This window comes from Rhizobium leguminosarum (assembly GCF_002953715.1).
In the GTDB taxonomy this organism is placed as follows: Bacteria; Pseudomonadota; Alphaproteobacteria; order Rhizobiales; family Rhizobiaceae; genus Rhizobium; species Rhizobium leguminosarum_V.
Window position 1 is genome coordinate 1347291 of sequence record NZ_CP025012.1, and the last position, 14425, is coordinate 1361715.

The window sequence follows — 14425 nt, forward strand, 5'->3', positions numbered from 1 at the left end:
AATTGGAGGTTCCCGTGACGGGCAATGTGCTGGATATCCCGGTCAAGACTGTGGATGGTCGCGAGACCACGCTCAACGAATACAAGGGCAGGGTGCTCCTGGTCGTCAATGTTGCCTCGAAATGCGGGCTCACGCCGCAATATCAGGGGCTGGAAAGGCTCTATGGCGAAAAGCGCGAGCGCGGCTTCGTCATCGCCGCTTTCCCCGCCAACGACTTCAAGGGCCAGGAGCCCGGCACCGACGCCGAGATCCTCGATTTCTGCACCAGCACCTATGACGTCACCTTCCCGATCTTCTCGAAGATCTCGGTCAAGGGCGAGGCGCAGCATCCGCTTTACCGGCAACTGACCAAGTCGGGTGTCGCGACGACGGGCGACGGCCCGATGCGCGAACGCCTGAAATCCCACGGCATGACAGGCGGAGACGAGGACGACATCCTCTGGAACTTCGAAAAATTCCTGATCGGCCGCGACGGCAAAATCGCCGCCCGCTTCGCGCCTGACGTGACGGCAGATGATTCGCGGCTGGTCTCCGCTGTGGATAAAGAACTGGCGAAGGGATGAATGGTGGGGGATGAGCACCCACCGGACAGCGGGATGCTCATTACCCCGATCACGCTCTCACAGCTCAGTCGGAGAAAATGAGAAAGCGCATCCGGCGCGGTTCCAAGATCCTCAGATCCCAAGCACGGTCACAAGCGGGGGCGTAAAGTCCTTGAAGCCCACTCTCGGCCAGTCGCACCTCTTGTCGAATTTCGTCTTTGGTTCGTGGCGCTGGCATTGCGGATTCGTCTTGAATGCATATCCGGGCAGGGCGACGTATGTGGCACTTGGCGTGCCAAGGGCAATCGCGATGCACAGCGTCAATGTGGAGCGCAGGGTCCTCATGGCACACCTCCAGGCGTGATGAACCTTCAAGCGCGGAGACTTTCCGGGCGGCGAATTCTCCCACTTTTGCCGGCCGCTATCCATTCGCCCAATAGGAGGTGGCGCGGCGGCTGGGAGTAGTCCGTTTTACGGAGTGCTGGCGGGCATCTGAAGCTGCAGGAATGTAACGCCTTGCTGCGCCGGAATGTCTTGCCGCATGCTGCCTCGAGAACGCAGTCCTGCCCACAACTCGGACCGTGGCGTGCCGCCGCACGGGGCATCGGCCAGCCGGTTCACCCGATACGGAGAGTCGTGACGAACTGTAATCGCCATGAAATGGCAGACGATGGGCGTCCTCCAAACGGCGAGGGATGCCCACCGCCCCAATCACCCAGTCACATCTGCGTGAGAGAAAATGAGAAGGCGCATCGCGCGCCGCTCATAAATGAAACGCGGTTTTGGAAAAACGAAAACGTATATTTATCGCCACTTTGACCGCTGTCTCTGAAAGATGCGGGGAATCGGCTGATTGTGCTTAGGACGCCGCGCTGGCTGGCTTTGCTGATTTCCAAGCTGCAGGCTGAATTGTCGGCATCGACCGAAAAATTAATCGGCAGATCTGACTGCATTCGGAGGAGATATGTTCTGCCTTCACGCGCCGGGGTTTCTCCCGAGGTTGTAATCGCCTGATCCCCGGCAGACAGGAACACCTCTTGCGCCGGCTCTCTGGCAATGCACGGCGGCGCAGCCACGCTGACGAGAAGCAGCGCAGAGATGATCGCAACGGTTTTCATGAGGTGTCTCCTGACAAAACACCTTGCGCAGATCGTGACCGGATTAGCGAGCTAATTCGGGAGCCTAAGTCTGATGAACAAGCAGCAGGAAAGTTTGGAAGTGGTGGGCGATGACGGACTCGAACCGCCGACATCCTCGGTGTAAACGAGGCGCTCTACCAACTGAGCTAATCGCCCATCGCAAACGAAGCCGGATCGGCCTGCCGCGTTGGTGGCCGTGATCTATGCGGATCGCGGCAAAACCGCAAGAGTGTTTGTGAAGATTTTTTGATTTTTTTGGTGATGGTCCCGTGTCCTGCAATGCCGCGTAGGATCGGCTCGGCTGTGGAAAAGTGAGGGGAGGGCGGCGAGCATCCCCGTTTCGAAGGCACTGCGTCTGCGCCTGAGCATCGCTGCGGAAGACGGAAGTGCCAGCTTTTGTTCGTCTGACACCCAACCCGCCGAAACAATTCACGGACTGTCATTGTTTTGTCTCCAAACCTGCTTGACACTAAAAGGCGAACCCCGTAGTTAGCCGCTCATCGAAACGGGCAGCCGTTTTGGAGAGGGTGCGAAGGCATCCGGACTGCTTGAAATGAATTGCGGGTGTAGCTCAGTTGGTTAGAGTGCCGGCCTGTCACGCCGGAGGTCGCGGGTTCGAGCCCCGTCACTCGCGCCATTTCAAGTCTTGTAGAACGCAAATACGATTTGTCGTTTGTCCGGTTCACTTCATCCTCGCGGCCGCAAAATGGCCGGTCAATGCGCGGGTGTAGCTCAGTCGGTTAGAGTGCCGGCCTGTCACGCCGGAGGTCGCGGGTTCGAGCCCCGTCACTCGCGCCATTTCTATTGAAAGCCATGCAGTTTTCAGTGGTCAGGCATGCGCGCTGAGGCGGCTTGCGCGGATTTGTCGCGACATCGTTGCACGTGCTTGGTAGTGTCCCTCGGATACTCGTCGAATTGCTTCTGTAAAAGTCTTGCGCCGGGGCTTCGGCTGCGCTAACCACGGCTTGTTGCAACGCACGTTCGCTTGCCGGGCATTTGCCCAAATGCGCCGCCTGGCGTCTCCGGCAAGCAGGGATGAACATGATGACTGAACTACTCAGTTCTTATATTCCAATCGCTATCTTCATTGCTATTGCGCTCGTCATCGGCCTGGCGCTGCTCATCGCGCCGTTCGCCGTGGCTTTCAAAGCGCCCGATTCGGAAAAGCTCTCGGCTTACGAATGCGGCTTCAACGCTTTCGACGACGCCCGCATGAAGTTCGACATCCGCTTCTACCTCGTGTCGATCCTCTTCATCATCTTCGACCTCGAAGTCGCCTTCCTCTTCCCCTGGGCCGTCTCCTTCGGTGCCATCGGCTGGTTCGGCTTCTGGTCCATGATGGTCTTCCTTCTCGTGCTGACCATCGGCTTTATCTATGAATGGAAGAAGGGAGCCCTGGAATGGGAGTAGCCCCTGTGAGCAATCAGCCGCTCGTCGCAGAGCAGCCAAAGGGGATCATCGATCCCTCGACCGGCAAGCCGATCGGCAGCAACGACCCATTTTTCGGTGAGATCAACAACGAGCTCGCCGACAAGGGTTTTCTCGTCACCTCGACCGACGAACTGATCAATTGGGCCCGTACCGGCTCGTTGATGTGGATGACCTTCGGTCTTGCCTGCTGCGCCGTCGAAATGATGCAGCTGTCGATGCCGCGTTACGACGTCGAGCGCTTCGGTTTTGCGCCGCGCGCTTCGCCGCGCCAGTCCGACGTGATGATCGTCGCCGGCACGCTGACCAACAAGATGGCGCCGGCGCTGCGCAAGGTCTACGACCAGATGCCCGAGCCGCGTTATGTCATCTCGATGGGCTCCTGCGCCAATGGCGGCGGCTATTATCACTATTCCTATTCGGTGGTGCGCGGTTGCGACCGCATCGTGCCGATCGACATCTACGTGCCGGGCTGTCCCCCCACGGCAGAGGCGCTGCTTTACGGCGTGCTTCTGCTGCAGAAGAAGATCCGGCGTACCGGCACGATCGAACGCTAAGGGTTAAGGACAAGGCATATGAGTGAAGCCCTGACTGAGCTTGCGTCCTACCTTGGCGAAGCGCGCGGCAATCTGATCGCCGCATCGCAGATGAAGTATGGCGAGCTGACGCTGACGACGACGGGTGAAAACCTGGTCGCGCTTCTGACCTTCCTGCGCGATGACGCCAAATGCGGTTTCGTCAACCTGATCGATATTTGCGGCGTCGACTGGCCGCAGCGCGAGCTGCGTTTCGACGTCGTCTACCACCTGCTGTCGCCGAAGAAGAACCTGCGCATCCGCATCAAGGTCGCTACCGACGAGGATACGCCGGTTCCGTCGGCCTGCCCTGTCTATCCGGGTGCCGACTGGTTCGAGCGCGAGACCTGGGACATGTATGGCGTGCTCTTCACCGGCCATCCGGACCTGCGCCGCATCCTGACCGACTACGGCTTCGAAGGCCATCCGCTGCGCAAGGACTTCCCGACCACCGGTTTCGTCGAGGTCCGCTACGACGATGCGGCAAAGCGCGTCGTCTACGAGCCGGTCGAGCTGAAGCAGGAATTCCGCAACTTCGATTTCATGTCACCCTGGGAAGGCACGGATTATGTGCTGCCGGGGGATGAGAAGGCGAAGCAGTGAGTAGTGATTAGTCGGTAGTAAGTAGTGGGCAGATATTTGGGTGGCGAACGGGAAAATCAGTTCCTATCGTGATTTGAAAGTCTGGCAATTTGCTATCGAGCTATCGGTAGTTTGTTATGAGGTGACGAGAACCTTCCCGCGGGAAGAGATTTATGGGTTGACCAGCCAGATTAGACGGTCTTCTGCTTCCGTGGCCGCGAATATCGCGGAGGGATACGGAAGAGAAAATCGAGGTTCGTTCGCTCAATTTCTCAAGATCGCTCAGGGCTCGTTGAAAGAGTTGGAGACGCATTTGATCATCGCCGGACGAATTGGCTTTCTTCAAGCCGCGGCTTTGGACGAATTGCTCGACCGATGCGACGAAATTGGAAAGATGCTGGGATCGCTTATTCGAAGCGTTCAGCACCGGAAAGCTGATGAATAGTGAACGGTTGAAAACTAATCACTACTCACTAGCCACTACTCACTCTAAGCGAGTTGATCGCCATGACAGAACATAACGTCCGCAACTTCAACATCAACTTCGGACCGCAGCATCCGGCGGCGCACGGCGTTCTTCGTCTTGTCCTGGAGCTTGACGGCGAAATTGTGGAGCGTGTCGATCCGCATATCGGCCTTTTGCATCGCGGCACCGAGAAGCTGATCGAGACCAAGACCTATCTTCAGGCCGTGCCCTATTTCGATCGTCTCGACTACGTCGCGCCGATGAACCAGGAACATGCTTTTGCGATGGCCGTCGAAAAGCTGCTGGGCATCGAGATCCCGATTCGCGGCCAGCTGATCCGCGTTCTCTATTCGGAAATCGGCCGCATCCTCTCGCACCTCCTGAATGTCACGACGCAGGCCATGGACGTCGGCGCGCTGACGCCGCCGCTCTGGGGCTTCGAAGAGCGTGAAAAGCTGATGGTGTTCTACGAGCGCGCCAGCGGCTCACGCATGCACGCCGCCTATATCCGTCCGGGTGGCGTCCACCAGGACCTGCCGGAACAACTCGTGCAGGATATCGGCGACTGGTGCGACCCGTTCCTGAAGGCGCTCGACGACATCGACAACCTGTTGACCGGCAACCGTATCTTCAAGCAGCGCAACGTCGACATCGGCGTCGTCTCGCTGGAGGAATGCTGGGCTTGGGGCTTCTCCGGCGTCATGGTGCGCGGTTCGGGTGCGGCCTGGGATCTGCGTCGCGCCCAGCCCTATGAATGTTATTCCGATCTCGAATTCGACATCCCGATCGGCAAGAATGGCGACAACTACGACCGCTATCTGATCCGCATGATCGAGATGCGCGAATCGGTCCGCATCATGAAGCAATGCGTCAACCGCCTGCTCTCGGATGCCAAGACCGGTCCCTTCTCGTCGATCGACGGCAAGGTCGTGCCGCCGAAGCGCGGCGAGATGAAGCGCTCCATGGAAGCGCTGATCCACCACTTCAAACTCTATACCGAAGGCTACCACGTGCCGGCCGGCGAAGTTTATACCGCCGTCGAGGCGCCGAAGGGCGAGTTCGGCGTCTATCTGGTCTCCGACGGCACCAACAAGCCCTATCGCTGCAAGATCCGCGCCCCGGGCTATGCCCATCTGCAGGCGATGGACTTCATGTGCCGCGGCCACCAGCTTGCCGACGTCGCGGCCGTTCTCGGCTCGCTCGACATCGTCTTCGGCGAGGTGGATCGCTGATGCAGCTTCTGCCGCTGGCCGTCGCAATCCTTCTTTCGGCATCCGGGGTTTCGGCTCAAGAGTCCGATAGCCTCGGCACGCCGCTCGGCCATAAGGAAGAGACGCCGCCGGCGCAGCAATCGTCCATGGGCGAGCTTTTGTCCAAGGGCTATCAGATCAAGGCTGCCATTCCGAACGGCAGCAAATTCGTAGTGTTTATGCAAAAAGACCAGTCGGCCTATGCCTGCGAAATGCAGTCTTTGACCGCTTCGCGGTGTGGAACCCTAAACTGACAAGGCGTGAGGAAGAATGTCCGTTCGTCGATTAGCCGAAGATCAATTCCAGCCTGCCGCATTCGCCTTCAGCGATGAGAATGCGGTCTGGGCGGACAAGACGATCCAGAAATACCCCGCCGGCCGCCAGCAATCGGCGGTCATTCCGCTGTTGATGCGGGCGCAGGAGCAGGACGGCTGGGTCACGCGCGCGGCGATCGAAAAGATCGCCGACATGCTCGACATGGCTTATATCCGCGTGCTCGAGGTTGCGACCTTCTATACGCAGTTCCAGCTGCATCCTGTGGGAACGCGCGCCCATGTCCAGGTCTGCGGCACGACGCCCTGCATGCTGCGCGGCTCGGAAGCGCTGATGTCGGTCTGCAAGAGCAAGATCCATGCCCATGCCTTCGAGCGCAATGCCGAAGGCACGCTGTCCTGGGAAGAGGTCGAATGTCTCGGGGCCTGCGTCAACGCGCCGATGGTGATGATCGGCAAGGACACCTATGAGGATCTGACGCCTGAGCGTCTCGAAGAGATCATCGACGTCTTTGCCGCCGGCAATGGCGCCAGCATCAAGCCCGGCACCCAGATCGACCGGGTGTTTTCGGCGCCTGAAGGCGGCCTAACCTCGCTGACGACCGAAGAGCCGAAGGCAAGGACGCGCGCCAAGAAGGCCAATGCCGAAACCGTGTCGGCTCAAGTCGACGCCGCGCCGGTTCCGCCCTCCGAGGCCGCCCGCCCGAAGAGCACCGATGCCGAGACCAATGCTGCCCTGAAGACGCCGGCAACGGCGCCGAAGGCGGCTGCGAAAAACGCAAAGGCTGCCGAGCAGCAGCCGATATCAGGCACTGGGGCCGCCGAACCGGCGCCCAAAGCTGCCGTCAAGGCCGAGACTGCTCCGGCGGCAAAGCCTGCTCTGACCGACAAGAACCGGCCGGCCGGCATCGAAAAGCCCGTGGCACCGGATGATCTGAAGATGATCTCAGGTGTCGGCCCGAAAATCGAGGCGACGTTGAACGAAATCGGCATCTTCACCTTCGCGCAGGTCGCAGGCTGGAAGAAGGCCGAACGCGAATGGGTCGACGGCTATCTGAACTTCCGCGGCCGCATCGAGCGCGATGACTGGGTCAAGCAGGCCAAGGCGCTCGCCAAGGGCGGGGAAGCGGAATATATCAAGGTCTTCGGCAAGAAGCCGCGGTAAGAGGTGAAGCATGTTACAAGATAAAGACCGCATCTTTACCAACATCTACGGCCTCAAGGACAAATCCCTGAAGGGCGCGATGAGCCGCGGCCACTGGGATGGCACCAAGCAGATCCTCGAAAAGGGCCGCGACTGGATCATCAACGAGATGAAGGCGTCTGGTCTTCGCGGTCGTGGCGGCGCCGGTTTCCCCACAGGTCTCAAATGGTCCTTCATGCCGAAGGAAAGCGACGGTCGCCCACATTACCTCGTCGTCAACGCCGACGAGTCCGAGCCCGGCACCTGCAAGGACCGCGACATCATGCGCCACGATCCGCATACGCTGATCGAAGGCTGTGTCATCGCGAGCTTCGCCATGGGCGCCAATGCGGCCTACATCTATGTGCGCGGCGAATATATCCGCGAGCGCGAAGCGCTGCAGGCGGCGATCGACGAATGCTATGATTATGGCCTGCTCGGCAAGAACAACAAGCTCGGCTGGGACATGGACATCTTCGTCCATCACGGCGCCGGCGCCTATATCTGCGGCGAGGAAACCGCGCTGCTCGAAAGCCTCGAAGGCAAGAAGGGCCAGCCGCGCCTGAAGCCGCCGTTCCCGGCCAATATGGGCCTCTATGGCTGCCCGACGACGGTCAACAACGTCGAATCGATCGCTGTTGCGCCGACGATCCTGCGCCGCGGCGCCGGCTGGTTCTCGGCCATCGGCCGCCCGAACAATGTCGGCACCAAGCTGTTCATGCTCTCCGGCCACGTCAACAAGCCGTGCACCGTCGAAGAGGAAATGGGCATCACCTTCCGCGAACTGGTCGACCGCCATGCCGGCGGCATCCGCGGCGGCTGGGATAACCTGCTTGCCGTCATTCCGGGCGGGGCATCCTGCCCGATCGTTCCGGCCAAGGACATCATCGATTGCCCGATGGATTTCGACGGCCTGCGCGGCGTCGGCTCTTCCTTCGGTACGGCCGCCGCGATCGTCATGGACAAGTCCACCGACGTCATCAAGGCGATCGCCCGTATCTCCGCCTTCTTCAAGCATGAGAGCTGCGGCCAGTGCACGCCCTGCCGCGAAGGCACCGGCTGGATGTGGCGCGTGATGGAGCGCATGGCCAAGGGCAATGCCCAGAAGCGCGAAATCGACATGCTGTTCCAGGTGACGAAGCAGATCGAAGGCCACACCATCTGTGCGCTCGGCGATGCCGCCGCATGGCCGGTGCAGGGTCTGATCCGTAACTTCCGTCCCGAGATCGAAAAGCGCATCGACCAGTATACAGCAAGCGCCCTCGATCACGGTGCGGTTCTGGAGGCGGCTGAATAATCATGACGGACAACGCATCCAAGGCTGGGAAGAAGGAAGAAGTTGCCGATTTCGCGGCCGGTTTCGGCCGTCTTGCCGCCGAGATGCTGGAAAATGCACGGGCGATGCCGGTGCATCCGCTGATGGCGCATCCCGCTGCAGCCTTTGCCGCCGCAACGGCGATCGGCTTCGGTTTCTCGACCCAGATGGCGGGTGCTTTCTTCGGTGCCTTCCAGAGCGCCCTGGAAACGACCGGCAAGGTCGCTGCCGCCCTCGATGACACGCCGCCGGACGAACTGAAGCCCGATGTCGATATCCGGCCGGAGAATATTCGCCCGGATGTCAGGGCTTTCACCAAGCCGACGGCCGAGAAGAAGGCAAAGCCGACACTGACTGTTGTCAAGCCGGTCAGCGAGCCGATCCCAGCCAGCCAAACGAAGCCAGCCAGCCAAGCGAAGACCAGCCAACCAAAGCCGGCTGTGAAGGCAAAACCGGTTGCGCGTATTGGGAAGGCCGACGATCTGAAGCTGATCGCCGGCATCGGCCCGAAGCTGGAGCAGGTGCTGAATGCCAAGGGCATTCGCAACTTCGCTGAGATCGCCGCCTGGACCGACGAGGAAATCGCCCGGCTTGACGCCGAACTCGGTTTTAACGGCCGTATCGGCCGTGACGACTGGACCGGTCAGGCGAAAATTCTGGCAGGGCGGGGCCGTAGGAAGAAATGAACTGTCCGGCCGTGCAATCGGTCGGAAGGATGGGCAGATCGGCGGACGGGCGGGAACCTTAAGCTGCAGATGCCGGTGCGGGTTCCGGGTCTGGAATGCGCGACAGAGAATTTGGGCGACATCAGATGTCGGCAGGACGAAAGATCCGGCTTGGCAATGAGAGTGTTGCAAAAATAGGTTTGTTTGCCGTCATCAGGCAAACGGGAAACAGGACTGAGCGACGATGGCAAAACTGAAGATTGACGGCAACGAGATCGAAGTTCCGGATCATTTCACGCTATTGCAGGCGTGTGAGGATGCCGGTGCCGAGGTTCCGCGCTTCTGCTTCCACGAGCGCCTGTCGGTTGCCGGCAATTGCCGCATGTGCCTCGTCGAGGTAAAGGGTGGCCCGCCGAAGCCGCAGGCTTCCTGCGCTATGAGCGTGCGCGATATCCGCGGCGGCCCGAACGGCGAACTGCCAGAGGTCTTCACCAACACCCCGATGGTCAAGAAGGCCCGCGAAGGCGTGATGGAATTCCTGCTGATCAACCATCCGCTGGATTGCCCGATCTGCGACCAGGGCGGCGAATGCGACCTGCAGGACCAGGCGATGGCCTTTGGCATCGACACCTCGCGCTATCAGGAAGACAAGCGCGCCGTCGAGGACAAGTATATCGGCCCGCTCGTCAAGACGGTGATGAACCGCTGCATCCACTGCACGCGCTGCGTCCGCTTCACGACCGAAGTTGCCGGCATTTCCGAACTCGGCCTGATCGGCCGCGGCGAGGATGCCGAGATCACCACCTATCTCGAACAGGCGATGACCTCCGAGCTGCAGGGCAACGTCGTCGACCTTTGCCCGGTCGGCGCACTCACCTCGAAGCCCTTCGCCTTCACCGCGCGCCCGTGGGAATTGAACAAGACCGAATCGATCGACGTCATGGATGCCATCGGTTCGGCGATCCGCGTCGATACCCGCGGCCGCGAAGTCATGCGCATCCTGCCGCGTGTCAATGAGACGATCAACGAAGAGTGGATTTCCGACAAGAGCCGCTTCATCTGGGACGGCCTGAAGACCCAGCGCCTCGACCGGCCTTATGTTCGCCGCGACGGCCGCCTGCAGCCCGCTACCTGGGCCGAAGCCTTTGGCGCCATCAAGGCCGCCGTCGGCGCGACCTCGGGCGAAAAGATCGGCGCGATATCAGGCGACCTCGCTTCCGTCGAGGAAATGTATGCGCTCTCCGAACTGGTGAAGTCGCTGGGGTCGGTCAATCTTGACTGTCGCCAGGATGGGGCGGCACTCGATCCGTCGCTCGGCCGCGCAAGCTATCTCTTCAACCCGACCATATCGGGCATTGACCAGGCCGACGCGCTGCTGATCATCGGCGCCAATCCGCGCTTCGAGGCCGCCATCCTCAACGCCCGCATCCGCAAGCGCTGGCGCCGCGGCAAATTCCCGATCGGCGTGATCGGCGAGCCGGGCGAACTGCGCTACAGCTATGATTACCTCGGCGGCGGTCCCGACACACTGAAGGATCTGGTCGACGGCACCCACGCCTTCGCCGAAGTCCTGAAGAATGCCGCCAAGCCGATGATCATCATCGGCCAGGGTGCGCTGTCGCGCACCGACGGCGCCGGCGTTCTCGCCAGTGCTGCCAAGCTTGCCGGCTCGGTCGGCGCGGTCGCCGAAGGCTGGAACGGCTTTGCCGTCCTCCATACCGCTGCCTCGCGTGTCGGCGGCCTTGACCTCGGCTTCGTGCCGGGCGCCAAGGGCGTCAATGCCGCCGAGATGCTGACGGCGATGGACGTGCTCTTCCTGCTCGGCGCAGACGAACTCGACTTCACCACCAAGAAGGCCAAGCTCACCGTCTATATCGGCTCGCATGGCGACAACGGCGCGCACCATGCCGACGTCATCCTGCCGGCGGCAGCCTATACCGAAAAGTCCGGCACTTGGGTCAACACCGAAGGCCGCGTCCAGATGGGCAACCGCGCAGGTTTTGCGCCGGGTGACGCCCGCGAGGACTGGGCGATTATCCGTGCCCTTTCCGACGTGCTCGGCAAGAAGCTTCCCTTCGATTCGCTCAGCGAATTGCGTGTCCGGCTCTATGCCGCTTTCCCGCATTTCGCCGCCATCGACGAGATCGCCGAAACCGATAGCGCCCAAATTGCCGCAGTTGCGAAAAAAGCCGGCAAGATGAACAAATCCGGGTTTGCGTCGCCGGTGAAAGACTTCTATTTGACGAACCCGATAGCGCGTGCCTCGGCTGTCATGGCGGAGTGCTCGGCATTGGCCCGCAACAACTTCAAAGTCGCGGCAGAGTAAGGGCAGGGGACTATGGATTCTTTCTTTTCGACCTATGTCTGGCCGGCGATCATCATGATCGGTCAGTCGCTGCTGCTTCTCGTCTGCCTGCTCGTCTTCATCGCCTATGTGCTGCTCGCCGACCGCAAGATCTGGGCGGCCGTGCAGCTGCGCCGCGGCCCGAACGTCGTCGGTCCCTTCGGCCTGTTCCAGTCCTTCGCCGACCTTCTGAAGTTCGTCTTCAAGGAGCCGATCATTCCTGCCGGCGCCAACAAGGCGGTGTTCCTGCTTGCCCCGCTGGTGACGGTGCTTCTGGCGCTGTCCACCTGGGCGGTGGTGCCGCTGGCCGACGGATGGGTGATCGCCAACATCAATGTCGGCATCCTCTATATTTTCGCGATCTCCTCGCTCGAGGTTTACGGCATCATCATGGGCGGCTGGGCTTCGAACTCGAAGTATCCGTTCCTCGGCGCGCTGCGCTCGGCGGCACAGATGGTGTCCTATGAAGTCTCGATCGGCTTCGTCATCGTCACCGTGCTTCTCTGCGTCGGCTCGCTGAACCTGACCGATATCGTCAATGCGCAGCATACCGGCCTCGGCACCATGCTCGGCCTGCCGGCGTCGTTCCTCGATTGGCACTGGCTGTCGCTCTTCCCGATGTTCATCATCTTCTTCATTTCGGCACTTGCCGAAACGAACCGCCCGCCCTTCGACCTACCGGAAGCCGAATCGGAACTCGTTGCCGGCTTCATGGTCGAATACGGCTCCTCGCCATACATGATGTTCATGCTCGGCGAATATGCGGCCGTCTGCCTGATGTGCGCGCTGACGACGATCCTTTTCCTTGGCGGCTGGCTGCCGCCGGTCGATATCTGGATCCTCAACTGGGTCCCCGGCATCATCTGGTTCACGCTGAAGGCCTGCTTCGTGTTCTTCATGTTCGCGATGGTCAAGGCCTTCGTTCCGCGCTACCGCTACGACCAGCTCATGCGCCTCGGCTGGAAGGTCTTCCTGCCGCTGTCGCTCGCCATGGTCGTCATCGTTGCATTCGTGCTGAAACTGATGGGTTGGGCATGATGATGCCCGCTCTCGTTTTCGGCAAAATTGGAGGTTGAAGATGGCAAGCTTGTCCGGCTCCATCAGCTCGCTGTTTCTCAAGGAATTCGTCGGCGCGTTCTTTCTGTCGATGCGCTATTTCTTCCGCCAGAAGGCGACGATCAACTATCCCTTCGAAAAGGGTCCGGTTTCCCCGCGTTTCCGCGGCGAGCATGCGCTGCGCCGTTATCCGAACGGCGAGGAACGCTGCATCGCCTGCAAGCTCTGCGAGGCGATCTGTCCTGCCCAGGCGATCACCATCGAGGCCGGTCCGCGCCGCAATGACGGCACGCGCCGCACGGTGCGCTACGACATCGATATGGTGAAGTGCATCTATTGCGGCTTCTGCCAGGAAGCCTGCCCGGTCGACGCGATCGTCGAAGGCCCGAATTTCGAATTTGCGACGGAAACCCGCGAAGAGCTCTATTTCGACAAGGCGCGGCTTCTGGATAACGGAGACCGGTGGGAGCGCGAAATCGCTCGCAACATCGCGATCGACTCGCCGTACCGCTGATTGAGATTTTGAAATGCCGCGATGGAGCGCAGTTGCTCCTGTCGCGGTCAATATGCACAGGAGCTTTGCCGGTTAGCGCCAGCGAAAGCTCCATCGGGCAGGGAAACTCCCGGCTGCCCGGGGGAAGATGAAAAAGGCACCAACATGGGTCTGCAGGCTCTATTTTTCTATCTTTTCGCCTTTGTCGCGGTGGCGTCGGCGTTCATGGTCATCTGGGCGAAGAACCCGGTTCACTCGGTTCTGTTCCTGATCCTGGTGTTCTTCAACGCGGCCGGCCTCTTCCTGCTGGCCGGTGCCGAATTCCTGGCGATGATCCTGCTCGTCGTCTATGTCGGCGCCGTCGCCGTTCTCTTCCTCTTCGTGGTGATGATGCTCGATATCGACTTCACCGAACTGAGGGCAGGGGTTCTCGAATATGCGCCGATCGGCGGGCTGATCGGGGTGATCCTGGCGGCCGAACTGATCGTCGTCATCGGCGGCAGCGTCATCTCGCCGGAGATCGCCAAATCAGTCGCCATGCCGATCCCGGCGCTGAGCGAGCGCACCAATACTGCCGCTCTCGGCGACGTGCTCTACACCAACTACGTCTATTTCTTCCAGATCGCCGGTCTGGTGCTCCTGGTCGCCATGATCGGCGCGATCGTGCTGACATTGAGACACCGCACCAACATCAAGCGGCAGAATATTCCGAGGCAAGTTGCCCGCACGCCCGCCACCGCCGTCGAGGTGGTTTCGGTCAAGCCCGGGCAGGGCGTCTAAAGGCAGGTCAAGGAACAAAGAACATGGTCATCGGACTTTCCCACTACCTGACGGTCAGCGCCATCCTCTTCACGCTCGGCGTCTTCGGCATTTTCCTGAACCGGAAGAACGTCATCGTCATCCTGATGTCGATCGAACTGATCCTGCTTGCCGTCAACATCAACATGGTCGCCTTCTCCCATTTCCTGAACGACATCGTCGGCCAGGTCTTCGCGTTGTTCATCCTGACGGTCGCGGCTGCCGAAGCGGCGATCGGTCTTGCAATTCTCGTTGTCTTCTACCGCAACCGCGGCTCGATCGCGGTCGAAGACGTCAATATGATGAAGGGCTGAGTG

At 60.3% G+C, this 14425-nt stretch carries 17 protein-coding genes and 3 tRNA genes; 17 read left to right on the plus strand and 3 right to left on the minus strand.

Annotated elements, in window-relative coordinates; translation table 11 throughout:
• Positions 1-14 precede the first annotated feature (14 nt).
• Positions 15-563 carry a glutathione peroxidase gene (locus CUJ84_RS06860; protein ID WP_105005670.1) on the plus strand — a complete coding sequence of 183 codons (549 nt, stop codon included), beginning with the start codon at positions 15-17 and terminating at the stop codon, positions 561-563.
• Positions 564-674: 111 nt separating this feature from the next.
• On the opposite strand, the gene CUJ84_RS39245 is transcribed toward CUJ84_RS06860, so the two are convergent.
• The 3 genes from CUJ84_RS39245 to CUJ84_RS06875 form a co-directional block, all read right to left on the minus strand.
• Complete coding sequence (locus CUJ84_RS39245) at positions 675-887, minus strand: hypothetical protein (protein ID WP_105005671.1); 213 nt, start codon at positions 885-887, stop codon at positions 675-677.
• A 374-nt stretch (positions 888-1261) separates the two neighbouring features.
• Entirely contained in the window at positions 1262-1660 is a 399-nt protein-coding gene (locus CUJ84_RS06870) for a hypothetical protein (RefSeq protein WP_105005672.1), read from the minus strand.
• A 101-nt stretch (positions 1661-1761) separates the two neighbouring features.
• A tRNA-Val gene (locus CUJ84_RS06875) sits at positions 1762-1837 on the minus strand.
• Positions 1838-2241: 404 nt separating this feature from the next.
• Here CUJ84_RS06875 and CUJ84_RS06880 point away from each other — a divergent pair.
• From CUJ84_RS06880 to nuoK, 16 genes are all read left to right on the plus strand, one after another.
• Positions 2242-2318, plus strand: a tRNA-Asp gene (locus CUJ84_RS06880).
• A gap of 84 nt (positions 2319-2402) precedes the next feature.
• Positions 2403-2479, plus strand: a tRNA-Asp gene (locus tag CUJ84_RS06885).
• A gap of 246 nt (positions 2480-2725) precedes the next feature.
• Positions 2726-3091 carry an NADH-quinone oxidoreductase subunit A gene (locus CUJ84_RS06890; RefSeq protein ID WP_010055493.1) on the plus strand — a complete coding sequence of 122 codons (366 nt, stop codon included), beginning with the start codon at positions 2726-2728 and terminating at the stop codon, positions 3089-3091.
• The gene (locus CUJ84_RS06895; RefSeq protein WP_064245931.1) at positions 3082-3666 is read left to right on the plus strand and encodes a NuoB/complex I 20 kDa subunit family protein; all 585 of its coding nucleotides are present in this window, start codon (positions 3082-3084) and stop codon (positions 3664-3666) included. Before CUJ84_RS06890 ends, CUJ84_RS06895 begins: the two co-directional genes overlap by 10 nt.
• A gap of 18 nt (positions 3667-3684) precedes the next feature.
• Positions 3685-4287, plus strand: coding sequence for an NADH-quinone oxidoreductase subunit C (locus tag CUJ84_RS06900; protein WP_105005673.1), 603 nt, complete (start codon positions 3685-3687; stop codon positions 4285-4287).
• Between the two features lie 40 nt (positions 4288-4327).
• Positions 4328-4711 (plus strand): four helix bundle protein, encoded by a 384-nt coding sequence (locus CUJ84_RS06905; RefSeq protein WP_105005674.1) that lies wholly within the window; start codon positions 4328-4330, stop codon positions 4709-4711.
• Between the two features lie 62 nt (positions 4712-4773).
• The gene (locus CUJ84_RS06910) at positions 4774-5964 is read left to right on the plus strand and encodes an NADH-quinone oxidoreductase subunit D (protein WP_105005675.1); all 1191 of its coding nucleotides are present in this window, start codon (positions 4774-4776) and stop codon (positions 5962-5964) included.
• Positions 5964-6236 carry a hypothetical protein gene (locus CUJ84_RS06915; protein ID WP_025394095.1) on the plus strand — a complete coding sequence of 91 codons (273 nt, stop codon included), beginning with the start codon at positions 5964-5966 and terminating at the stop codon, positions 6234-6236. Before CUJ84_RS06910 ends, CUJ84_RS06915 begins: the two co-directional genes overlap by 1 nt.
• A 16-nt stretch (positions 6237-6252) precedes the next feature.
• The gene (locus CUJ84_RS06920) at positions 6253-7419 is read left to right on the plus strand and encodes an NADH-quinone oxidoreductase subunit E (protein ID WP_105005676.1); all 1167 of its coding nucleotides are present in this window, start codon (positions 6253-6255) and stop codon (positions 7417-7419) included.
• 10 nt (positions 7420-7429) lie between these two features.
• Positions 7430-8734 (plus strand): NADH-quinone oxidoreductase subunit NuoF, encoded by a 1305-nt coding sequence (gene nuoF / locus CUJ84_RS06925; RefSeq protein WP_003547378.1) that lies wholly within the window; start codon positions 7430-7432, stop codon positions 8732-8734.
• A gap of 2 nt (positions 8735-8736) precedes the next feature.
• Positions 8737-9438 carry a 5' DNA nuclease gene (locus CUJ84_RS06930; protein WP_105005677.1) on the plus strand — a complete coding sequence of 234 codons (702 nt, stop codon included), beginning with the start codon at positions 8737-8739 and terminating at the stop codon, positions 9436-9438.
• Positions 9439-9661: 223 nt separating this feature from the next.
• The gene (nuoG, locus tag CUJ84_RS06935) at positions 9662-11743 is read left to right on the plus strand and encodes an NADH-quinone oxidoreductase subunit NuoG (RefSeq protein ID WP_105005678.1); all 2082 of its coding nucleotides are present in this window, start codon (positions 9662-9664) and stop codon (positions 11741-11743) included.
• 12 nt (positions 11744-11755) lie between these two features.
• Positions 11756-12799 carry an NADH-quinone oxidoreductase subunit NuoH gene (gene nuoH, locus CUJ84_RS06940; protein WP_003547383.1) on the plus strand — a complete coding sequence of 348 codons (1044 nt, stop codon included), beginning with the start codon at positions 11756-11758 and terminating at the stop codon, positions 12797-12799.
• Between the two features lie 40 nt (positions 12800-12839).
• On the plus strand, positions 12840-13331 hold the full coding sequence (gene nuoI / locus CUJ84_RS06945; RefSeq protein ID WP_003547385.1) for an NADH-quinone oxidoreductase subunit NuoI: 492 nt from the start codon (positions 12840-12842) through the stop codon (positions 13329-13331).
• Between the two features lie 144 nt (positions 13332-13475).
• Positions 13476-14090, plus strand: coding sequence for an NADH-quinone oxidoreductase subunit J (locus tag CUJ84_RS06950; RefSeq protein WP_033180330.1), 615 nt, complete (start codon positions 13476-13478; stop codon positions 14088-14090).
• Positions 14091-14113: 23 nt separating this feature from the next.
• Positions 14114-14422 (plus strand): NADH-quinone oxidoreductase subunit NuoK, encoded by a 309-nt coding sequence (gene nuoK, locus CUJ84_RS06955; protein ID WP_027685143.1) that lies wholly within the window; start codon positions 14114-14116, stop codon positions 14420-14422.
• The last annotated feature ends 3 nt before the right edge of the window (positions 14423-14425 follow it).